We start from the raw sequence: 21,319 nt of genomic DNA, 5'->3' as shown, positions 1-21,319 counted from the left end.
GGTGGGATATGGATTTTTTGGTCGAAAATAAATGGACCATACTAGTCAGTCTTGAAGTATTAGCGTGGTCATCGACATTCTTTATGTTATATGCCAGGTATGGTTTGAAATCAAGCTTCTGGTTTAAGATAGCAACGGTTTTATTTGCGCTAACAGGGGTTATTCCACAGGTGTTAATGGGGATCGTAAACTTTATAGCAACCAAGAAAGTCGACCTCTTCACGTTAATCATTGTTTTACTCATTTTATATGGATTTACACTTGGGAGAAACCATGTGAAAAGGCTTGATACATGGGCACAAAGGAAATTCTCAGCAAGGCAAAACCACCGGGATTAATCGGTGGTTTTCTTTGTTTTTTTGATTAAAAAGTAAATCGCCCCTAGAACAATGGCTCCGATGATGGCTGGCATCACATAGGGTTGTGCGTATTCTTTAATATGTGCCCAGTTACTGCCTAGGACTTTACCTAGGTATAGAAACAGAATGGTCCAGGGGATAATGGCTGCCACGGTGTAGAGAGTAAATTTAGTTGCTGACATTTTGGCAATACCCGCCGGAATGGAAATCGCGTGTCTGACAACTGGAATGAACCTTGCTGAAAAAATCACTCCTGCGCCATATTTTTCAAACCATTGTTCAGCAATGTCAATATGATTCTTTTTAATAAGGACGTATTTTCCGTATTTTTCCAAGAAAGGTCTGCCCCCGTAATAACCCGCCCAATATAAAAATAACTGGGCGAGCGTTCCGCCGATCGTCCCGGCAATCACTGCCCCGATAAAATTAAGATGCCCCTGTGAAATCATATACCCACCATAACCCAAGACGATTTCACTTGGAATAATCTCTATCATTAATCCTAAGGCAATGCCGAAATATCCTAATTGTGATAAAAACTCCAAAATATTATTAATAAAGTCTGCCATAATCCACCTTCACTTATTAAAAAATAATCAGTCTAACTTAATAATTCTATAACAGTTTGTCTCATAATGATATAAATATGGTGTTTATCATTGAGACATTCTTAATTTATGAAAATTTTGAAACGTCTACATTACATAACGATTAACTTCAAAAAAGGTTTCATTTTTTCCTACATTAAATACTTTAAAAACATGGTTGCAATGCCAAAGTAGGTAAGCAATGAAAAAATGTCATTCAAGGTGGTGATCAGTGGTCCTGAGGCAACGGCAGGGTCAATTTTTAAACGAAAAAGAATAAGCGGAATAATCGTCCCGGCAAGTGTCCCGATGATTAACGTGAAAAATAGCGAGCAGCCGACAACGGCACCTAAAATGAGACTTCCCTGCCATATATATGCGATGACCGCGATCAGAACAGAGCAGGTGATCCCGATCGTAATCCCAACACCAAGCTCCCTTGCGATTAAGCGGGTAATTACGCCCTTATCAATATCGTAGGAAATCAGCCCTCTTACTACGACCGCAAGGGATTGGGTTCCAGTGTTTCCCGTCATCCCTGCAATCATCGGCATAAAAAAGGCAAGTGCCACAACCTGCTTGAGGGTATCTTCAAAACTGCTGATAATTCTCCCAGAGATGACACCGATGAACAATAGCAGGATGAGCCAAGGGAGTCTTCTTGCAGCCGCAACTAATGTTTTGGTTTCAAAGTCGATTGATTTCCCAGTAGCAGACAATTTTTCGATATCTTCATTTGCTTCCTGAATCACGATGTCGATAATGTCATCGACCGTGACAATCCCAACGAGGACATTATTCTCATCCACAACCGGGATGGCTAGGAAATCATACCGCTCCACGATTTGCGCCACAACCTCTTGGTCTGTTGCCACCGTAACGGAAATAATCCTTTCATACATAATCGTTCGTATCTTTTCGTCTGGCTCTGCTAATAGTAAATCACGATAAGAAACTACGCCGACAAGTTTTCGCTCTTCATCAATCACATATAAATAGTTAATAGACTCGGCAAATTCTGCGAATACTTTAAACTTATCAACTGCTTCTCGAACCGTAAAATAGCTTCGGATCCAAACAAATCGGTTGGTCATGATTCTTCCGGCTGTTTCCGGAGGATATTTCATGATATCTTGGACGGCATTAGACTCCTCTGCTTTCATCCCAGATAGGAGGGAATCCTTCTTCTCCGGTGATAATTCATGCAGCAATAACGCCAAATCATCATTATCCATTAAATCAAGGACCTTACTTGATTTTTCAATTCCTAAAATATTTAATAAGCCGAGCTGGTCTTCTTTATCAAGCTCTTCCATTAGGTCAGCTAGAATATCAAATTTTAAAAACAGGAGAAATCGTCCTTTGTGTTTTTCAGGTAGATCTTCATATATCTTCGCTATATCATAGGGCTGGAGTTCTTCGAGTATTTTTTCGAATTCAGTTTTTTTATTTTCTTTTAAGGTTTTAATAATATAAAGACTTAATTCATCTTGAGTCATATCTTTAATCATATGTGATAGACCAGCTCCTTATCTTGCTAATGCATAGATTCTAATTTGATAAAGAAATATAGATGAAAAAGGAAAGTTAACAAATAATAATCAATAGGCATAAATCTAGTATGTGTTAATCAAACTTATTATTTGTAAAAGAATTGAAATAAGCTATTTGGACTATTATTTGATAAAATAAGGAAGTATTGACTAAATCATTTCATGTGTTGATCGGAGGAGTTTTGCTTTGAAGAAGCATCATCAAGACATACAGGATCTCATCTATGTCCATTTGAACCAAACAGACCAGTATGTAATGTCTTCCGGTATCGAATTTGCTGAATTCGCTGCTGCTTTTTCAGGTTCATTAAATCACTTGCTTTTACTAAAGCACCGCTTTGATGATGCTGATTTTAATATGCATACACAACTCGAATATTGCCCTGAAGAAAGAATTAAAAAGTTAGCGGCGGACAATGTTTATAGCTACGAAAACTTTTGCTGGATTGATTTTATTGAGGAAGATGTGTTGAATGAACTGACGGGACAGGAAATCGCTGAATTATTGTACTTAGGTCATCAAAAGCATCATTTGAAATTGCCTTTTTATAATAAATTAGGGAACCGTTTTGTTTATTTAGCACAAGATGATGGCTGGTATAACAAAACTTATTACCGCAGCTTCAAAGATTTTTTTCATGTGCTTAGCGAAGTAGTGGCCGTAAAATTAGGAGATCTTAAGATTGAAAAATCGATCCTAGGATTTCGTAAGAAAAGAACGTATCCTCAGGTGAATAAAGAAATCCTGCTTTCATTAACACCTTTCATTAAAGAAGGAATTTGCATATCATTACGAGCTGCGGATCACCAGCGGGGGAAAATTGAAATTCCCATCTGGGTAATTGGTGATTTCGCCAATATGGATGACATGGTGGAGGAATATGATCAAATATCATCTAAACCATATCACGCGAAAATTATTTTTGACAAGAAGACAAAAGAATGGAAATTAAATGTAATCTAAATCATTTGGCTTGATAAAAAAGTCCCACTCCATTTGGGTGGGACTTCTTCTTATGAAAACCAAAGATTAAACAATCCTTCGTTCACGCCTAAGTTATACATATAATAAATTCCGAATAATATGCTGATAATGCCTGCGAGATGATTCAAATACCTATTCAACTGTTTACCGGATGTCAAAACAAAGGGGATACCAATAACAGTTGAAAAGCTGAGCATACCAACAACGGTGCCGCAACCGAAAATAAGTATGTATAAAGCACCTTGCCACGCGGTCGTAACGGTACTCATTGTAAGTAGAACCATTGCTGCACTGCCGGCAAGCCCGTGAATGAGCCCAATGAAAAAGGATTTAAAATGAGTCCGACTTTTTTTTCCATGGTTCTGGTTATCGTGGGTGTGTGGGTGATGATGGCGATGTTTCATAAATGCCAAAATACTATTTAGGCCGAGACTAACAAGCATGATCCCCACGATAAATTCGAGACTCAGAGCGACCATGTCTGTGATTGTGTTTTTGGAGACAATCAAAAACATTCCGACAATGAAAAGTGTAGCCGTGTGCCCGATACCCCAGTAAACACCGGCAAAGATCGAGCGCTTTAAATTTTTTGATTCGCTTGCGATGGTTGAAACTGCAATAACATGATCAGGCTCGATTGCATGCTTAATTCCCAGCAAAAAGCCTAATAATAATATGGATAAAAGTGATCCCGTCATTATGTGCCTCCAGATTAGCGTTTTAAAATAATTATACATGAAATATTAGGATAAATGAGAATGAGAAAATTGACAATTTAACCAGCGCTAGTTTTTAAGCAAGCTATGGCCATCATAAAATATTCAGTAGGAAAAAACATATAAAAAATTGGTGGACTACATTTCCTTTCTTTTTAAAATAAGTGTTAAAATATAACCGTCAATGAGAAAATGGAGGTTTTCGTATGAAAACAAAATTAGGTTTATTATATGGAGGAAAATCAGCCGAACACCAGGTGTCTCTGCAGACAGCACTGGCTGTCATTCGAGCGTTAGACCTTGAAAAATTTGAAATTCATCCTATTTACATAAATACAGAAGGAAAATGGATTAAAGGACCGCAGTTAAGTGAACCGGTTGAAAACGTGAAGGCGCTTGAATTTTCAAAGGGGAATCAATTATCTCCTTTATCGTTAGCCCCAGCACTTTTCCAAGCTGAAAAGCAGGAAACACTTGATGTCATCTTCCCGTTATTACACGGACCAAACGGGGAAGATGGAACGGTACAAGGTTTATTAGAACTATTAAACCTGCCATACGTAGGCAATGGAGTACTAGCTTCAGCGGCAGGAATGGATAAGGTTATGATGAAAAATGTATTTGCACAGGCAGGGCTTGCTCAAGTAAACTATGTTGCTTTTATTAAAAGTGAATGGGAGAAAGCAAAAGCAGAGGCGTATAGCAAGGTCGAAACAGAACTTGGCTATCCTTGCTTTGTAAAGCCTGCTAATCTTGGTTCCAGTGTCGGAATCAGCAAATGTACAAATCGTGCGGAATTAGAAACCGCCTTTGCCGAGGCATTTCAATTTGACCGCAAAGTCATCATTGAAGAAGGCGTCGTTGCTCGTGAAATCGAGGTGGCGGTTCTTGGGAATGATGAGCCTGAATGTTCGGTTGCCGGTGAAATTGTTCCGAAAAAGGATTTTTATGATTATAAAGCGAAATATGAAAGTGGGGATACAGCGCTGATCATCCCTGCAGACATAACAGACGAAGAATCACAACAAATTAAACAAATGGCAATCCAAGCTTTTAAATCTTTAGATTGTTCTGGTTTAGTCCGTGCCGATTTCTTCTTAACAAAAGATGGAAGAGCGCTAATTAATGAGGTAAATACGATGCCTGGCTTCACCCCATTTAGTATGTTCCCGCTCTTGTGGAAGCACACAGGCTTAGAGTATCCACAATTGATTGAGCGGCTTGTAAGTCTTGCGAAAGAAAGACATGCAGAGAAACAACAGATAAAGTTTACTTTTTAAAAAACGGAGACACGGCTGAAGTGCCGTGTCCATTTCTATTAGAAAAGCGAAAGCGCCCGTTTAGCAAAGTCCACTAGCCGCTGGGCGCTGTAGCTAGACGGTAAACAAAGTTCAAAGAAATAAATAAAAAGGAGGATATCAATGATAAAACGATCGTTAAAACAAATTGCTGAAATGGTTGCTGCCCAAAATGATATGAGTCCGTTTGCTGAAACGATGATCACGGGTGTTTCTATTGATTCTCGTAAGATTGAAAATGGAAACTTGTTTATTCCTTTTAAAGGAGAGGTTTCTGACGGACATAAATATGTCGAAGAGTCCATCAGTAAAGGAGCGGCTGCTGCCCTTTGGCAAAAGGATGTGCCGAACCCGCCGACCCATTTACCCATTTTGATTGTCGATAATTGTCTTGTGGCCTTACAGGAATTAGCAAGAAACTACCGAAAACAATTAAACGTAAAAGTGGTTGGTATCACAGGAAGCAATGGGAAAACGACGACAAAGGATATGACTGCCGGCATACTTGCCACGCATTATAAGGTTCAAAAGACAGAAGGAAATTATAATAATCATATTGGTCTTCCATTAACGGTTTTAGGCTTACACGAAGACACTGAAATTGCCGTCCTTGAAATGGGAATGAGCGGCAGGGGTGAGATTGAATTCCTAACGAAGCTTGCCTGCCCAGATGCTGTGGTGATTACCAATATTGGTGAATCACATCTTCTCGACCTTGGTTCAAGAGAAGGTATTGCGGAAGCAAAACTTGAAATCCTCCAAGGGCTAAAAGAAGGTGGACTTGCTGTCCTCCATGGTGATGAACCACTGCTGATGGAACGAATTCAACAACATAAAGGCAATGTACAGGTTAAAACATTCGGCAGAAATGAAACGAATGATCTATATCCAACTGATATTACTCAGTTAGAGAATGGGAATCGTTTCAAAATCAACGCTTCAAAGACTACTTTCGAACTTCCTGTATTAGGAACGCATAATATTTTAAATGCACTTGCCTCGATGTTGATCGCTAACTATTTTTCAATCCCTTTCGAAAAAATGAATGAGGGGTTAGCTGGTATTAAGTTAACGAATATGCGTATGGAGTTAGTAGAAGGGGAACAGGGCGAAAAAATAATTAACGATGCTTATAATGCAAGTCCCACTTCCATGATGGCGGCTATCGAATTAGTTTCCAATCTTAAAGGGTATGATCGAAAAATCCTTGTCTTAGGGGACATGTTAGAGCTTGGTCCACAGCAAGAACAGTATCATCAGCAAATTGGAACTGCTTTAAACCGTGATAAAGTCGATCTTCTGTTCACCTTTGGAAATTTAGGGGGGCACATTGCAAACTCAGCCCGAACTGTTTTGGGAGAAGAAAGAGTATTTGCTTTTACAGAAAAAGCACCACTTATTCAAGAATTAAAGCGGCATGTAAATAAAAACACATTAATCCTTGTCAAAGCATCAAGAGGTATGAAATTAGAGGAAATCGTTACGGCTTTGCAAAAAAAATAAAGGAAAATAAAACTGACGAATTTATGAATGATTTAAGCTTGATAAAAGAAAAATAACTGAGACCCCCCTTGTGTGGAGAAGTTGCCCTTCTTATCGAGTATTGGACAATTTGATGAAGTAATAGGATCGGTTTGAAATTGTAACAAACTTGTCTTTATTGCAAAATACTAGCAACAGTGGTATGATATTCATCAACGTGTCTAAAGAACGATTATTAAAGGGCATACTCCTTGAGGGAGCATGTTTTTTTTTGGTAAAATAAAGATGTTACCTAGTTACGGCATTTTGATGCGTGTCCGCTCAAGCGCCAAAGGGACTGAGCCGTTTCGGTCCTGCCTAAGATGAAGTATAAAAATCCACTGCCATCCATGTGATAAAATTTTAAACTTATTTTATCCTTGATGAACTTTAAACCTACTTGATCAAAGATGAAATATAACCTATACCATTTTTAATTAAGTCAAAATAGGACTTCAACTTGGGCCCTCCAGCGCTTTTCGCCTCTAAGAGCAGGCGCTTCCGCTTTTCTGAGTATTAGGCGAAAATATTCAGCACTTAAAAAATATTTTCACATAGATGAAGGAGAATGAAAACATTGACAAAGTTTGAAGAATTAGGTCTAAGTCAGGCCACGTTACAATCTGTCCTCAAAATGGGTTTTGAGGAGGCAACACCAATTCAGACAGAAACTATTCCATTGGGGCTAAAAGGTATTGATTTGATCGGGCAAGCTCAAACAGGAACAGGTAAAACAGCTGCATTTGGGATTCCATTGATTGAAAAAATCGATATTAGTGCGGATGCAATCCAAGGTATCATTATTGCGCCAACTCGTGAACTTGCGATTCAAGTATCAGAAGAACTATATAAACTAGGTTCAGGCAAAAGAGTTCGCGTACTGCCAATATATGGCGGGCAGGATATTAGCCGCCAGATTCGCTCATTAAAGAAAGCACCACATATCATTGTTGGTACTCCAGGTCGTGTATTAGATCATATCAACAGAAAAACGATGCGCCTCGAAACGGTAAACACAGTGATTCTTGATGAAGCAGATGAAATGTTAAACATGGGATTCATTGAAGATATTGAATCGATTCTTGCTTCAACACCAGCAGAACGTCAAACATTACTTTTCTCTGCAACCATGCCAGGGCCGATTCAAAGAATGGCAGAAAAGTTCATGAAGGATCCGCAAATTATTCGTGTCAAAACGAAAGAAATGACCGTTCCTTCAATTGAACAGTATTACCTTGAAGTAGTGGAAAGAAATAAGTTTGATGTATTAACAAGACTTCTTGATATTCAATCCCCTGAACTAGCGATTGTTTTTGGTCGTACGAAGCGCCGGGTCGATGAATTATCAGAAGCATTAACTTTAAGGGGTTATACTGCAGAAGGAATTCATGGCGATTTAACTCAGGCAAAGCGTATGTCAGTTCTTCGTAAATTTAAAGAAGGAACAATTGACGTGCTTGTTGCAACGGACGTAGCAGCAAGGGGACTTGATATCTCCGGAGTAACTCACGTATACAATTTTGATATCCCTCAAGATCCTGAGAGCTACGTTCACCGTATTGGACGTACAGGTCGTGCTGGTAAAAAGGGTGTAGCTTTAACATTTATTACACCACGTGAAAAATCATATCTTGCTGTCGTGGAAAGAACTACTAGAAGCAAGATGGAAAAAATGAAAGCTCCTACGCTTGATGAAGCTTTAGAAGGTCAACAAAAAGCAGTTGTAGAAAAGATCGTTGCAACGATTGAATCGAACAACTTACATTATTATAAAGCAGCAGCTCAAGAATTGTTGGAAGAAAATGATGCAGCAACTGTTATCGCAGCTGTGTTGAAAATGTTAACAAAAGAACCGGATACAACACCGGTTAAGCTGACAGAAGAACAGCTTCCACAAAGGCGAGAAAGAAAACCCCAAGATCGTGACCGTAGAAGAAGAGATGATTCTAGAGGTTCAGGTTCATACGGTGGGGACCGTAATAGAAAAAAAGCACCAGCAAAGCCACGCAGTGGTGAAAAAAGAACTGGCGGCGGCGGTAAGTCAGCATCAAAGCCAAGAACTTTTAACCACTAAAATACAAAAGCATGGACGATATCGTTCATGCTTTTTTTATTTGACCAAAAGGGGAACAGTAAACATAAACGCATTCTAGTTGGGGTGATTTTATGACGATTGTAAAACTTGGATATGTTGCAATGAGTGTAGAGCTTCAGAATGCTTCCCCCTCACAAACGATGACATTTGCTCAATTTGAAAAAATAAAAGACCGGGACGCAGCGATTCGGAAATTAGAGAGAATCGCTATATCGAACTTAGAAAATTGCTTGCGGTTATTAAAGCACAATGAGGGTAACCAAATTCATTTTTTCAGGCTAAGCTCGCGGGTCATTCCCCTGGCTAATCATGAGGAATTACTGGACTGGGACTACATCAAACCATTGAAAGAACCACTCAAAAAACTAGCCAATTATATAAAAGAGCACCCTTCTAGGATTGACTTTCATCCAGATCATTTTGTGGTGCTTAATTCACCGAATAAGGATATTTTGATTAATTCCTTAAAGACGCTTGCCATGCATGAAAGACTCCTAAAAGGAATGGAAATTGATACGGAACACCGTTGCGTACTTCATGTCGGTGGAGGGTATAACGATAAGGAGAAAGCCCTGGAGTACTTTATTCATAATTGGGCCTATGTTTCCCCTGCGATCCAAAAAATGATTATGCTCGAAAATGATGATACGACATTTACAATAAAGGAGACACTATACCTTTGTGAAAAGTTGGGTTTGCCGATGGTGTTTGATTATCATCATCATCTTGCTAATCATGAAGAGGAAGACTGGACGGCTGATTGGGAGCGGATTGTTGCGACCTGGACACAGTCTCCTCTGCCAATAAAGATACATATATCCAGTCCGCGCTCCGAAAAGGATTTTAGAGCCCATGCGGACACAATTGATCCACAAATGTTTCTTCGGTTTTTAAATCAAGTTAAGGGAACGGTTCCAGAGATCCACTGTATGATTGAAGCGAAGCAAAAAGATGCGGCGCTTTTTCAACTGGTAAAGGATTTGCAAGAGCGTGAAGGAGTTACGTGGATCGACCAGTCCAGTTTTATTATCGAATAAGTAGTAGTGCCGTACTCCCCAACCATGTATACTTAAATTGATTTGGAGATTGTGAAGTAGGGAGAGAGATGCATGGTTGAACCGCAAAATCGACTTTCGGAAAAGGCCTTAAAGGTATGGAGAATCTCTGCGGTAATCAAGGTTGTCATAGAATGGGTGATCACAGCAGTTGTTGTTTTACTATTAGACATTTTCAATGGCCCCTTCTGGATTTCGCTTACCCTTATCATATTAGGAGTTATTTTTACATATTTACATATTTTTCTGTTTCCTACTCTCAGATGGAAATGGTGGAGATATGAAGTTCGTGAGGAAGAAATAGAGCTGCAGGAGGGTTTCTTTATCCGGAGTCGTACCTTAATTCCAATGGTTCGCGTCCAGCATGTAGATACCGTCCAAGGACCTATCCTAAGGAAGTACAAATTAGCCTCAGTGATTGTTCATACGGCGGCCACAGCCCATCAAATTCCTGCTTTGGAAGAAACAGAAGCAGAACAATTAAGGTTCAATATATCGAAACTAGCAAGGGTTGCTGAAGATGATGTCTAAACCAAAACGACTTCATCCCATAGCCATTTTGGGATATATGGGTAAAAGAATAAAAAACTTTATTTTTCCAATTGCTGCTTTTACATTTTCGGTTACTCGCGATAGTGGGCGCCCGTTATTATTCGCCTTGGGTGTATCCTTTATATCGATTATTATTATTTTTATCACCAGTCTCCTCTCGTGGTTACGGTATACATATAATTTGGAACAGGATGAACTCCGGATTAAAGATGGGATTTTCATTCGAAAGAAAAGATACATTCCATATGAACGAATTCAAAGTATCGATCTTTCCGAAGGTATTTTACAACGATTGTTCGGGTTGGTAAAACTCCAAATTGAAACGGCTGGCGGAATGGGAGCAGAAGAAGCGGAAGCCGTCCTTTCTGGGATATCGAAAGAGGAGGCTCTGGTAATCCAGGAATTTACGGCAGCAGCTAAAGGGAACGGGGCAATCGAAGGAAAAGATCTACCTGAGGGTCAATCCGTTTATAAAATTTCCACCGGACAATTATTGATTCTTTCCCTAACCTCAGGCGGTGTTGGGGTGGTCATCTCAGCTGTCCTTGCGTTATTAAGTCAAGTGGATGACCTGATTCCCTTTCGAAGATTAGCCAGCGGAATTGAAAAATGGACGGCCCCTAGTCTGATCCTGCTTATGATCCTTGTGGTTATTGGATTTTTTCTCGCATGGGTAATCGCGCTCATTGGTACTATGCTAAAGTATGCTAATTTTACTGTGATCAAAAAAGACAATGATTTAGTTATTACTCAGGGTCTGTTGGAGAGAAGACAAATAACAATTCCATTGAAGCGGATCCAAGCGATTCGCATCAGTGAAAATATTGTCAGACAACTCCTCGGTTATGCGACCGTATATGCGGAAAGTGCTGGCGGGTCATCGGCCAATCAAGAGGGTTCTAAAGTGACCCTTTTGCCGATCGTCAAGCTAGATCAGATCGCTTCCATCCTTGAACCGGCCATTACAGATTACCTTGTCCCGACCACCTTTACCCCACTACCGAAACGGTCGATGTGGCGCTATATATTCAGGCACTGGTACATTGCTATTCCGATCGTGATTGTGTCCCTAATATTTTTGAAGACTTGGGGCCTTCTTTCCATCATTCTGCTTGGTGCGATGACGCTTGGGGCTGTTTTAAAATATAAGGCAGCTGGTTGGACTCTTGCTGAACAGCAGCTAACGCTAAGATACCGGACGTTAATGTTGATTCGAACGACGGTTATAATGAAGAAAAATAAGATTCAAAGCTTGGAAATAAGAGAAAGTTATTTTCAGCAGAAACAAGAACTAGGAACATTCGAAGCCTTTGTGAAATCGGGCGTCGGTGATGCAGGCGGCACTGTCGTTGATATAGAAAAGGGCGATCTAGCGAAAATTTATGATTGGTATTCTAGCGGCAAAGAAAAAAGGATTTGCAGTGAAAGGTAGTTTCGACTGCAAATCCCTGTTATTTTTGTGCTAGTAATCCAAGAATAGCAATGATAATAATCGACGCCCAAATGATCACTTTCAATGGAGATTGATAGGAGATGCTGCTTTTCTTACTGCTGGCCCAGTTCGCGGTGCCTCGAATCGAATCGGATAAATCTTTTTTATTAAAATAAGGAATCGCCCCCATTAAAAAACCACCAAGTAATCCAAAAAGATGGGCGGTAATATTAATATTCGGCTGTAAGAATGTCATAATGAGACTGACAACACAAAGAGTAAGGATTATTTGCGAGTTTTGCTTAGAAAGCATATGTTTCCGAAACATAATAACCGCCAGGTAATAACCAAACAAACCAAATATCGCTCCACTTGAGCCAACGTGGGTATAGGTGAGCGGCTGGAGCAGCAGTGTGGCGACATTTGCAATAAAACCTGACAGCAGATAGACAAATAAAAATCTGCCGCTTCCAAGCATGCGCTCCAGTGCCGGTCCAAATAACACAAGTGAAAAGCTATTAAACAGCATGTGTGAAAAACCACTATGAATAAGGGTTGGTGTAATCAGCCGCCAATATTCCCCTTCCTTAATATAAAGATTAACTCCAGAAAGATTTTCAAAGAACCAAGAGTTAGGGAAGATGGTTATACTCGTTAAAAGATATAATCCTACATGAATGGTAATAATAATAGAAACAATCGGATAAAGGCGGATAAAATCGCGAAAACTTTCCGTTCTCGTAAACATGATAAAAACCTCCTGAGTTTCACATTAACTATTAATAAACTAATTTCCGTCCTCGTACACTATTACTTATGCTCATTGTATATCAAATAGAAGGAAGATGAACGATGATTAAAGGGATTGGGATCGATATTATTGAACTTTCAAGGATTGAGGACATCCTCAATCGACAAAAGAAGTTTGTGGACCGCGTGTTAACTCCAAATGAGCGGCTAAAATTTGAAGATTTATCGGATGTCAGAAAAGTAGAATTTTTAGCAGGGCGCTTTGCGGCGAAAGAAGCGTATTCAAAAGCGAATGGCACAGGTATTGGAGAAGAGTTATCATTTTTAGATATTGAAATTGAAAATGATAGATCTGGAAAACCCTTTTTTGCAAAGCCAGAGAGGCATGCCCATTTATCTATTTCACATAGTAGAGATTACGCCGTAGCGCATGTAATTATTGAAGAAATTTAGTGCATATAAATTTTTATAATATTAGTTTTGTTAAACTTGTATGTTGATTTAACAATGGGATTTAACATAGCTGTAAAATTAAATAGCTTGGCAACTCCTTATCATATTCCTTTAGGTTGTCTCATATATTCATAGGGAAACAGGAGAGACAAGGTCAGCCATGGTCATTTTGGAAAGCAAACTCCATTGCCTGACCCCTGCCTTTCTCTTCTCTATAATCATATGAAATGAGACAAGAAGGGGTTGAAGGAATGAGGAAAAAGTTATTGCTGCTAATCACGGGGCTCATGGTCATTTTTGTACTAGCGGCCTGCGGTTCTAAATCACAAGGTGATGTGGTAAAAGAGCTAACGGGGAAACTAGATGACTTAAGTGGCTATAAGGTGAATGCAAAAATGACGTTGAAAATGGGATCTGATTCACAAATTTATAAGGTTGAAATTTGGCATAAGGATCCTACCTTTTACCGTGTGAATTTGAAAAATGCTCAAAAAGACCAAAGTCAGATGATATTAAGGAATAACGAAGGGGTATTTGTTCTTACACCTGCTCTAAATAAGAGCTTCCGCTTCCAAAGCGATTGGCCGCAAAACAGCAGCCAGGCCTACTTGTATGAATCGCTGATTAAGGATATTGTTGCCGATAAAAGTGCAAAATTCTCCACCACTAAAGAATATTATGTATTCGAAACGAAGACCCGCTATCAAAACAATACAATGCTGCCATTCCAAGAAATCAAATTGAATAAGAGTGATTTATCACCTGCTATGGTAAAAGTAATGGATCCGGATCGAAATGCCCTTGTAACTGTTGAGTTTTCCAAAGTGAAATTTAATGCTAGCTTTGACAAGGATGATTTCGATATGAAGAAAAACATGACACGTGCGCAGCTTAATTTGCCTGCTATGGCAGATGGCGGCGATGATGCCTTTACCGTTATGTATCCAACTACAGAACTTAAAGGGACAAAATTGATTGAGGAAAAAGAAGTGGCGCTAGAAGATGGCAAGAGGGTTGTCCTCACCTATGATGGCAAAAAATCGTTCACGCTTGTCCAGGAAAAGGTAACAGCAAAAACAGCGTCTGCGAATCCAACTTATATTGAAGGTGATATTGTCGACTTAGGTATGACGATCGGAGCAGTTTCGGAACACTCCCTCTCTTGGTCGCATAATGGTGTGGATTACTTGATTGCATCGAAAAACCTAACGAAGGAAGAAATGATTGAAGTTGCAGCATCTGTCCAAGGTGAAGCAGTAAAATAAATATTGATACTAGCAGGCTCTTTACAGGGCCTGTTTTTATTTGTAAATGAAAGTAAACAGCAGTATGATAATTTTTGTGATAAAATGGAATGATATTTAATTAAAGCTATTAGGAAGTGGAAACATGGAAGAGCAAGGTTTTTTTTATAGAGATACATGGGCGGAAATAGATTTAGATTGTATTCTTGCCAATGTTGCCTCCGTCAAAAAGCATTTGCCTCAAGACGTGAATATGATCGCAGTTGTCAAAGCAAATGCATATGGCCACGGGGATATTCAAGTGGCAGAAACAGCCCTTGAAGCAGGTGCAGCCTATTTAGCTGTTGCTTTTATGGATGAAGCGATAGCCTTAAGAAAGAAAGGAATTACTGCTCCTATTCTTGTCTTGGGTGCTGCACGGCCTGAAGATGTTCAAGTGGCAGCGAAATTTAATATTACCCTTACTGCTTTCCAGAAGGAATGGCTGCAAGAGGCCATAAAACATCTAAAGACAGAGGATCGCATTTCTTTTCATATCAAAGTAGATACAGGGATGGGGAGAATTGGTGTTCGCAGCTTACCAGAGTTAACTGCAATCGAACAAATCATCTCCGAAAATGACCAATTTATATTGGAAGGGATTTATACACACTTTGCTACGGCTGATGAACTGGATGAAACCTATTTTCGTCAGCAATTAGCGTTATTTGACAGTATGGCAAATGGGCTAAAAGAACAACCGAAGTATATCCACTCAAGCAATAGTGCTGCTGCACTAAGATATCCTAGCGCTTATTTTAATGCCGTTCGGATTGGCATTGCAATGTATGGCCTGACACCTTCACTTGAAATGGAAAGTGAAATTCCTTTTCCGCTCCGGGAAGCATTTTCACTCAGGTCACGACTTGTCCATGTAAAGAAGTTGCAAAAGGGCGAAAAAGTGAGCTATGGGGCAACGTATGAAACCGGTGAAGAAGAGTGGATTGGGACCATTCCGATTGGTTATGCAGACGGCTGGATTCGCAAACTGCAAGGTCAAGAGGTGCTTGTTAAGGGGACGAGGTCGCCGATTGTCGGTCGAATCTGTATGGATCAATGTATGATTCGTCTCCCATATCATGTTCCAATTGGGACCACCGTAACATTAATCGGCGGGGACGAGGATCAGTTTATTTCCGTTAATGAAATCGCCCAAAAGCTTGACACAATTAATTATGAAGTTCCATGTATCATTGCAAATCGAGTTCCGCGCCTTTATAAAAAGGGTGGGAAAATTGTCGATTTAAAAAATTACCTTCTTGAAGATTAATGGGCTAAATGAAGATTTCCAGTCATATTTATGATATTGCGGTAATTTGTGCATAAAAGAGTGTTTTATTGGCTTATAATACAGTAGTATTATAAATAGTCTATGCAATAAGTTTGATAAGTGTTATTATTGTATATGGTACAGATAGATAAGTGAAACTCACTGTATGAAACAAACTCTGGGTCGATTCATGTAGTGTGTTAAATTTATGCGTCAGAAGGAATTCAGGTTAGATAAAAATGGTGTGTAGTGATGGTGGAGGTGTATGTTTGTGGCTGAGTCAGGCGCAACTACGGAAATCTTAGTGAAGTTACCGCAACATCTTTTAACGGAATTAGATGGTTTTGTTAAACAAGAAAATGTAAACCGCAGCGAGTTTATCTACCAAGCAACAAAAATGTATTTACGCGAACGAAAAAAGAGACAAATTCGCGAGTCGATGAGACGTGGATACATGGAAATGGCAAAGATAAATCTTAGAATTGCATCAGAAGCATTTTTAGCAGAATATGAGGCAGAACACACAGTTGAACGTCTTGTAAGCGGAGGATAATCCTTTGATAGTCAAACGTGGTGACGTTTATTTCGCGGACCTATCCCCAGTTGTTGGTTCTGAACAAGGCGGCGTCCGACCTGTACTTGTCATCCAAAACGACATCGGGAATCGGTTTAGTCCCACAGTGATTGTTGCAGCGATTACAGCTCAAATTCAAAAAGCCAAGCTTCCTACTCATGTAGAAATTGATGCGAAGCGCTACGGATTTGAACGAGACTCGGTCATTCTGTTAGAGCAAATTCGTACAATTGATAAGCAGCGGTTAACCGATAAAATCACCCATCTCGATGACGAAATGATGGAAAAAGTGGATGAAGCCTTGCAGGTTAGCCTGGGTCTCATCGAATTTTAATTTAAAGCACGCTCTTTTTAGGAAGAGCGTTTTTTCATACATATCCTGACCTCATTTTCTACTTCTGCTTAGGCGAGCTCATATGCTCGCCTATTTTTTTTGAATAAATTGCAGAAGGCACTTTAATGAAACGGTCTAATGATTCTGATACAATAGAATGAAAAGGAATGGAGGATTGTTTTGTGAATGATACAATCGTAAAAGATGATCAATTGTTAAAGAAAATTGCTGCTGAACTGACAATTTCTTATAAACAAGTAAAGAGTGTGATTTCTTTATTAGATGAAGGCAATACAGTTCCTTTTATTGCTCGATATCGTAAAGAAATGACAGGAGCGCTTGATGAAGTACAGATTCGCAATATTTTAGAACGCTGGCAGTATATCCAAAACCTTGAGCATAGAAAAGAAGAGGTTATTCGAATCATTGCTGAACAAGGGAAATTAACAGATGAACTTAACCAGGCGATTACCAAAGCCGAAAAGCTTCAAGAGGTTGAAGACTTATACAGGCCATATAAACAAAAAAGACGGACAAAAGCGACGATTGCAAAAGAAAAGGGCTTGGAACCTTTAGCAGAGTGGCTTCTGACTTTTACAAAAGAAAGTGTGGAGGAAAAAGCAAAACAATTTTTATCAGAAGAAAAAGAAGTCCTTACGGTTGAGGATGCGATTGCAGGCGCGAAAGACATTATTGCGGAATGGGTTTCTGATGATGCTGAAAGCCGTAAATGGATTCGTAAAGAAACGTTTAAATCCGGTGCAGTTGTATCGGTGGTTAAAGAAGCGGAAAAAGACGAGAAAAACGTCTACGAAATGTACTATGAATATGAAGAACCTGTAAATAAAATTGTTCCGCATCGAATTCTCGCTTTAAATCGCGGTGAAAAAGAGGACATTTTAAGAGTTTCGATTAAAATGAATGCCGATTTAATCCTGTCATATTTGTCGAGAAAATGGATCCGTGTCCAGCACTCACCATCAGCACCCATTGTGCTAGAAGCGATGGAGGATAGCTACAAAAGATTAATTCAGCCCTCCATTGAGCGGGAAATCCGCAGTGAATTAACGGATAAGGGTGAAGAGCAAGCCATACATATATTCTCTGAAAACCTTCGTAACTTACTTTTACAGCCACCGTTGAAAGGCAAAGTCGTCATCGGTGTCGACCCTGCCTACAGGACAGGCTGTAAATTAGCAGTAGTAGATGAAACAGGTAAGGTGCTGAAGATAGATGTGATCTATCCCCACCCACCGGTTAACAAAGCCAAAGAAGCGCGCGAAAAGTTTATTCACATCCTCCGCGAGTACAAAGTTGAAATGGCAGCCATCGGAAATGGCACAGCCTCAAGAGAAACAGAACAGTTTGTGGCTGATATCTTAAAAGAAATGGATGAGGAGATTTTCTATTTAATTGTTAATGAAGCCGGTGCCAGTGTATATTCTGCATCTGAACTTGCTAGAGAAGAGTTTCCAAATCTGCAGGTAGAAGAAAGAAGTGCAGCCTCCATTGCCCGCCGCTTGCAGGATCCATTAGCGGAATTGGTGAAAATTGACCCAAAATCGGTTGGTGTCGGTCAATACCAGCATGATGTTTCCCAGAAACGTCTGTCAGAATCGTTGCATTTTGTGGTCGAAACAGCCGTTAACAGGGTCGGTGTAAATGTGAATACTGCTTCTCCATCACTTTTACAGTATGTAGCGGGGCTTAACAAGACTGCTGCAAATAATATTGTCAAAAAGCGTGAAGAGGAAGGGAAATTTACGAGCAGGGTTCAATTAAAGAAAGTACCTCGTCTTGGTGCAAAAACCTATGAGCAGGCGATTGGGTTCTTGCGCGTATTAGATGGCAAGCAGCCGCTTGACCGAACAGGGATTCATCCGGAAAATTACGACGAAGTGAAGAAATTATTAGCGAGTCTAGGATTTACAACTGATGACCTTGGTTCGGATGAGTTAATAACTGCTCTTAATGGGATTGATTTAAAAGCTGTTTCAGAAGAACTTGCTATCGGGGAATTAACCCTAAAGGATATTATTGATGCTTTGGTAAGGCCGGAACGAGATCCGCGCGATGATTTACCACGCCCTCTTTTGAAAAAAGATGTCCTTAAGTTAGAAGATCTACAAGCAGGTATGGAGCTGCAAGGTACGGTTCGGAATGTTGTGGACTTCGGTGCATTTGTTGATATCGGCGTTAAGCAGGACGGGCTTGTGCATATTTCCAAACTAAGCAATAGATTTGTAAAACATCCATTGGACATTGTGTCAGTAGGGGATGTAGTCACTGTATGGGTGGATTCCGTTGATATGAAAAAAGGCCGGGTTGCGTTAACAATGCTGGCGCCTTCGAACTAGTTGGAAGTAACGGGTTCCTGTAATAACATTATCAGCATTATAGAAGACCATTTCGCAAAGCGAGTGGGTCTTCTTTTTTATTTTTGTCCCAATCAACTAACTCTTAGAAATAATTATTAGATGTGAAGGGAAAGGGTCTCATAAATGTTCATGAGGAGAGAAATAGGAAGGAAAAGGTGTAAATTGTCCCCATGAGATGTTCATGAGGACAGAAATAGGAATGAAAAGGTGTAAATTGTCCTCATGAGGCGTTCATGAGGACAAAAATAGGAAGAGAATGGTGTAAATTGTCCTCATGAGGCGTTCATGAGGACAAAAATAGGAAGAGAAGTGCATAAATTGTCCTCATGAACTTAAGAGAAGTGTTTTTTTCTGTAAAAGAACCAGCACTGGTTTAGCATCTTGATCTGATAGCGATCCTTCTCATAGAAAGCTCTTTTCATTTGGTTTTGCAACCAAGTTGGCATAATAAAACCTCCCGAAAAGTACATCATTATTAAAGGTATATACAATATATGCTATAATAGGTTGTCATGTTCGCGAAGAAAGTGAGGGTCCCGAAATGGAACAACAAGAACTTCAATCATTAGTTGAAAAGATATCTGTTGAATCATTTGGGAAGCAGTTTCGACACATAGCGTCTTTCAATCCAAGACTAAGGTCAACAGGCGGCAGATACCTTCTTGGCACACATAATATTGAAATAAATAAAAAATATTACGAGCAGCTAGGTGTAAAAGAATTAGTGGGGATTATTAAACATGAGCTATGCCATTATCATCTTCACCTTGAAGGGAAGGGGTATCAGCATAGAGACCAAGAGTTTAAGCAATTATTAAAAAAAGTAGGAGCACCGCGATTTTGTGCACAATTACCCGATAGACCAGTAAAGCGAACATCCAAAAAAATTCTTCTATATCAATGCACGAAATGTCAGCTATCTTACAGGCGAAAAAGAAGCATTGATACAAGTAGATATGTTTGTGGAAAATGTAGGGGAAAGTTGACGAAAATAAAAGAAATAATTTTAGAATGACGTAAGAATTTGGAAAAAATCTTTATCTAAAAACTATATTGACTTTCTATTATAACGTCATTATAATGTAAAGAGTCGATAAGGTGATTGCCTAATTGATTTAAGGTTTTTAATAGTATTATTCCGCAGTAGCTCAGTGGTAGAGCTATCGGCTGTTAACCGATCGGTCGTAGGTTCGAGTCCTACCTGCGGAGCCATATGGGGAAGTACTCAAGAGGCTGAAGAGGCGCCCCTGCTAAGGGTGTAGGTCGGGTGACCGGCGCGAGGGTTCAAATCCCTCCTTCTCCGCCATATAATTTTTCGGCCCCTTGGTCAAGCGGTTAAGACACCTCCCTTTCACGGAGGTAACACGGGTTCGAGTCCCGTAGGGGTCATCTGGGACGGGGAGTGACATTGATTCATTTCCTGTTTCTTAATCTTTATAAACATCAATATTGGGCTATAGCCAAGCGGTAAGGCATCGCACTTTGACTGCGACATGCGTTGGTTCAAATCCAGCTAGCCCAGCCATTTTTTTATAAATCAATATTAAATGCGGGTGTGGCGGAATTGGCAGACGCACCAGACTTAGGATCTGGCGCCGCAAGGCGTGGGGGTTCGACTCCCTTCACCCGCACCAAATGTTTTACTTGAATTAATTTGGTTAGTATGTTATGATTGTTTTTTGTCGCTAATTATCGTGCGGTCGTGGCGGAATGGCAGACGCGCTAGGTTGAGGGCCTAGTGGGGGCAACCCCGTGGAGGTTCAAGTCCTCTCGGCCGCACCAAATAAATTGTTGACAAACAATACCGAGTCTGGTATACTTTAAAAGTTGACTTCAATACATGCGCCCTTAGCTCAGCTGGATAGAGTGTTTGACTACGAATCAAAAGGTCGGGAGTTCGAATCTCTCAGGGCGCATTTTTACGGGAAGTAGCTCAGCTTGGTAGAGCACTTGGTTTGGGACCAAGGGGTCGCAGGTTCGAATCCTGTCTTCCCGACCAGTTGAATATATTTTATGCGGGTGTAGTTTAGTGGTAAAACCTCAGCCTTCCAAGCTGATGATGAGAGTTCGATTCTCTTCACCCGCTCCAAATTACCTTTAATAATTGTTCTTTGAAAACTAAAC

20 protein-coding genes and 9 tRNA genes are annotated in these 21,319 nt (G+C 39.9%); 24 read left to right on the top strand and 5 right to left on the bottom strand.

Annotation, left to right across the window (positions count from 1 at the left end):
• The first annotated feature begins 8 nt into the window (after positions 1-8).
• Entirely contained in the window at positions 9-338 is a 330-nt protein-coding gene (locus tag J7E77_RS08190; RefSeq protein ID WP_214713450.1) for a hypothetical protein, read from the top strand.
• Here the strand turns inward: J7E77_RS08190 and uptA are convergent.
• Together uptA and mgtE are read right to left on the bottom strand one after the other, a co-directional pair.
• Positions 335-928 (bottom strand): undecaprenyl phosphate transporter UptA, encoded by a 594-nt coding sequence (uptA, locus tag J7E77_RS08185; RefSeq protein WP_251026777.1) that lies wholly within the window; start codon positions 926-928, stop codon positions 335-337. The two genes, J7E77_RS08190 and uptA, sit on opposite strands and share 4 nt — an antisense overlap.
• Before the next feature lie 170 nt (positions 929-1,098).
• Complete coding sequence (gene mgtE, locus J7E77_RS08180) at positions 1,099-2,457, bottom strand: magnesium transporter (RefSeq protein WP_214713449.1); 1,359 nt, start codon at positions 2,455-2,457, stop codon at positions 1,099-1,101.
• A 229-nt stretch (positions 2,458-2,686) separates the two neighbouring features.
• Here mgtE and J7E77_RS08175 point away from each other — a divergent pair, with 229 nt between their 5' ends.
• Positions 2,687-3,463, top strand: a complete 777-nt coding sequence (locus J7E77_RS08175; protein ID WP_214713448.1) for a hypothetical protein — start codon at positions 2,687-2,689, stop codon at positions 3,461-3,463.
• A gap of 50 nt (positions 3,464-3,513) precedes the next feature.
• Here the strand turns inward: J7E77_RS08175 and J7E77_RS08170 are convergent, their stop codons facing one another.
• A complete protein-coding gene (locus J7E77_RS08170) occupies positions 3,514-4,182 on the bottom strand; it encodes a sulfite exporter TauE/SafE family protein (RefSeq protein WP_214713447.1) in 669 nt (222 codons plus the stop codon).
• Between the two features lie 224 nt (positions 4,183-4,406).
• On the opposite strand from J7E77_RS08170, the gene J7E77_RS08165 reads away from it, so the two are divergent.
• From J7E77_RS08165 to J7E77_RS08140, 6 genes are all read left to right on the top strand, one after another.
• Entirely contained in the window at positions 4,407-5,480 is a 1,074-nt protein-coding gene (locus J7E77_RS08165) for a D-alanine--D-alanine ligase (protein ID WP_214713446.1), read from the top strand.
• 141 nt (positions 5,481-5,621) lie between these two features.
• Positions 5,622-7,001, top strand: a complete 1,380-nt coding sequence (locus J7E77_RS08160; RefSeq protein WP_214713445.1) for a UDP-N-acetylmuramoyl-tripeptide--D-alanyl-D-alanine ligase — start codon at positions 5,622-5,624, stop codon at positions 6,999-7,001.
• A gap of 595 nt (positions 7,002-7,596) precedes the next feature.
• The gene (gene cshA, locus J7E77_RS08155) at positions 7,597-9,093 is read left to right on the top strand and encodes a degradosome RNA helicase CshA (protein ID WP_214713444.1); all 1,497 of its coding nucleotides are present in this window, start codon (positions 7,597-7,599) and stop codon (positions 9,091-9,093) included.
• A gap of 92 nt (positions 9,094-9,185) precedes the next feature.
• On the top strand, positions 9,186-10,151 hold the full coding sequence (uvsE, locus tag J7E77_RS08150; protein ID WP_214713443.1) for a UV DNA damage repair endonuclease UvsE: 966 nt from the start codon (positions 9,186-9,188) through the stop codon (positions 10,149-10,151).
• A 72-nt stretch (positions 10,152-10,223) separates the two neighbouring features.
• Positions 10,224-10,700: a PH domain-containing protein gene (locus J7E77_RS08145; RefSeq protein ID WP_214713442.1), complete on the top strand. Its 477-nt coding sequence runs from the start codon at positions 10,224-10,226 to the stop codon at positions 10,698-10,700.
• Entirely contained in the window at positions 10,690-12,153 is a 1,464-nt protein-coding gene (locus J7E77_RS08140; protein WP_251026775.1) for a PH domain-containing protein, read from the top strand. The genes J7E77_RS08145 and J7E77_RS08140 overlap by 11 nt, the downstream gene beginning before the upstream one ends.
• A gap of 19 nt (positions 12,154-12,172) precedes the next feature.
• On the opposite strand, the gene J7E77_RS08135 is transcribed toward J7E77_RS08140, so the two are convergent.
• Positions 12,173-12,901 (bottom strand): rhomboid family intramembrane serine protease, encoded by a 729-nt coding sequence (locus J7E77_RS08135; RefSeq protein WP_214713441.1) that lies wholly within the window; start codon positions 12,899-12,901, stop codon positions 12,173-12,175.
• A gap of 104 nt (positions 12,902-13,005) precedes the next feature.
• On the opposite strand from J7E77_RS08135, the gene acpS reads away from it, so the two are divergent.
• From acpS to J7E77_RS08105, 6 genes are all read left to right on the top strand, one after another.
• The gene (gene acpS, locus J7E77_RS08130; protein ID WP_214713440.1) at positions 13,006-13,356 is read left to right on the top strand and encodes a holo-ACP synthase; all 351 of its coding nucleotides are present in this window, start codon (positions 13,006-13,008) and stop codon (positions 13,354-13,356) included.
• 251 nt (positions 13,357-13,607) lie between these two features.
• Positions 13,608-14,621, top strand: a complete 1,014-nt coding sequence (locus tag J7E77_RS08125; RefSeq protein WP_214713439.1) for a LolA family protein — start codon at positions 13,608-13,610, stop codon at positions 14,619-14,621.
• 124 nt (positions 14,622-14,745) lie between these two features.
• Entirely contained in the window at positions 14,746-15,909 is a 1,164-nt protein-coding gene (gene alr, locus J7E77_RS08120; protein WP_214713438.1) for an alanine racemase, read from the top strand.
• Between the two features lie 271 nt (positions 15,910-16,180).
• Entirely contained in the window at positions 16,181-16,462 is a 282-nt protein-coding gene (locus tag J7E77_RS08115) for a CopG family ribbon-helix-helix protein (RefSeq protein ID WP_066097189.1), read from the top strand.
• A 4-nt stretch (positions 16,463-16,466) separates the two neighbouring features.
• On the top strand, positions 16,467-16,817 hold the full coding sequence (ndoA, locus tag J7E77_RS08110) for a type II toxin-antitoxin system endoribonuclease NdoA (RefSeq protein ID WP_007083556.1): 351 nt from the start codon (positions 16,467-16,469) through the stop codon (positions 16,815-16,817).
• A gap of 182 nt (positions 16,818-16,999) precedes the next feature.
• On the top strand, positions 17,000-19,174 hold the full coding sequence (locus J7E77_RS08105) for a Tex family protein (protein ID WP_308160469.1): 2,175 nt from the start codon (positions 17,000-17,002) through the stop codon (positions 19,172-19,174).
• A 353-nt stretch (positions 19,175-19,527) separates the two neighbouring features.
• Here the strand turns inward: J7E77_RS08105 and cmpA are convergent, their stop codons facing one another.
• The gene (gene cmpA / locus J7E77_RS08100; RefSeq protein ID WP_088085061.1) at positions 19,528-19,641 is read right to left on the bottom strand and encodes a cortex morphogenetic protein CmpA; all 114 of its coding nucleotides are present in this window, start codon (positions 19,639-19,641) and stop codon (positions 19,528-19,530) included.
• 95 nt (positions 19,642-19,736) lie between these two features.
• Between cmpA and J7E77_RS08095 the strand changes: the two genes are divergently transcribed.
• From J7E77_RS08095 to J7E77_RS08050, 10 genes are all read left to right on the top strand, one after another.
• The gene (locus J7E77_RS08095) at positions 19,737-20,210 is read left to right on the top strand and encodes a SprT family protein (protein WP_214713436.1); all 474 of its coding nucleotides are present in this window, start codon (positions 19,737-19,739) and stop codon (positions 20,208-20,210) included.
• A gap of 122 nt (positions 20,211-20,332) precedes the next feature.
• A tRNA-Asn gene (locus J7E77_RS08090) sits at positions 20,333-20,407 on the top strand.
• A 3-nt stretch (positions 20,408-20,410) separates the two neighbouring features.
• Positions 20,411-20,501 (top strand) — tRNA-Ser (locus J7E77_RS08085).
• A gap of 11 nt (positions 20,502-20,512) precedes the next feature.
• Positions 20,513-20,584 (top strand) — tRNA-Glu (locus tag J7E77_RS08080).
• A gap of 61 nt (positions 20,585-20,645) precedes the next feature.
• Positions 20,646-20,720, top strand: a tRNA-Gln gene (locus J7E77_RS08075).
• A gap of 24 nt (positions 20,721-20,744) precedes the next feature.
• Positions 20,745-20,829 (top strand) — tRNA-Leu (locus J7E77_RS08070).
• A 62-nt stretch (positions 20,830-20,891) separates the two neighbouring features.
• Positions 20,892-20,977 (top strand) — tRNA-Leu (locus tag J7E77_RS08065).
• Positions 20,978-21,037: 60 nt separating this feature from the next.
• Positions 21,038-21,111, top strand: a tRNA-Arg gene (locus tag J7E77_RS08060).
• Positions 21,112-21,117: 6 nt separating this feature from the next.
• Positions 21,118-21,194 (top strand) — tRNA-Pro (locus J7E77_RS08055).
• A gap of 16 nt (positions 21,195-21,210) precedes the next feature.
• Positions 21,211-21,284: transfer RNA gene (locus J7E77_RS08050), tRNA-Gly, on the top strand.
• Positions 21,285-21,319: the final 35 nt, after the last annotated feature.

The sequence above is a fragment of the Bacillus sp. ISL-77 genome (assembly GCF_018613105.1).
The sequence above is the reverse complement of the archived record's forward strand: the minus strand, read 5'-3'. Positions and strand labels throughout refer to the sequence as shown.

Coding starts and splice junctions, on each gene's coding strand:
- J7E77_RS08190 (WP_214713450.1), top strand. CDS start 9: ATGGATTTTTTGGTCGAAAATAAATGGACCATACTAGTCAGTCTTGAA.
- uptA (WP_251026777.1), bottom strand. CDS start 928: ATGGCAGACTTTATTAATAATATTTTGGAGTTTTTATCACAATTAGGA.
- mgtE (WP_214713449.1), bottom strand. CDS start 2,457: ATGATTAAAGATATGACTCAAGATGAATTAAGTCTTTATATTATTAAA.
- J7E77_RS08170 (WP_214713447.1), bottom strand. CDS start 4,182: ATGACGGGATCACTTTTATCCATATTATTATTAGGCTTTTTGCTGGGA.
- J7E77_RS08165 (WP_214713446.1), top strand. CDS start 4,407: ATGAAAACAAAATTAGGTTTATTATATGGAGGAAAATCAGCCGAACAC.
- J7E77_RS08160 (WP_214713445.1), top strand. CDS start 5,622: ATGATAAAACGATCGTTAAAACAAATTGCTGAAATGGTTGCTGCCCAA.
- uvsE (WP_214713443.1), top strand. CDS start 9,186: ATGACGATTGTAAAACTTGGATATGTTGCAATGAGTGTAGAGCTTCAG.
- J7E77_RS08145 (WP_214713442.1), top strand. CDS start 10,224: ATGGTTGAACCGCAAAATCGACTTTCGGAAAAGGCCTTAAAGGTATGG.
- J7E77_RS08140 (WP_251026775.1), top strand. CDS start 10,690: ATGATGTCTAAACCAAAACGACTTCATCCCATAGCCATTTTGGGATAT.
- J7E77_RS08135 (WP_214713441.1), bottom strand. CDS start 12,901: ATGTTTACGAGAACGGAAAGTTTTCGCGATTTTATCCGCCTTTATCCG.
- acpS (WP_214713440.1), top strand. CDS start 13,006: ATGATTAAAGGGATTGGGATCGATATTATTGAACTTTCAAGGATTGAG.
- J7E77_RS08125 (WP_214713439.1), top strand. CDS start 13,608: ATGAGGAAAAAGTTATTGCTGCTAATCACGGGGCTCATGGTCATTTTT.
- alr (WP_214713438.1), top strand. CDS start 14,746: ATGGAAGAGCAAGGTTTTTTTTATAGAGATACATGGGCGGAAATAGAT.
- cmpA (WP_088085061.1), bottom strand. CDS start 19,641: ATGCCAACTTGGTTGCAAAACCAAATGAAAAGAGCTTTCTATGAGAAG.
- J7E77_RS08095 (WP_214713436.1), top strand. CDS start 19,737: ATGGAACAACAAGAACTTCAATCATTAGTTGAAAAGATATCTGTTGAA.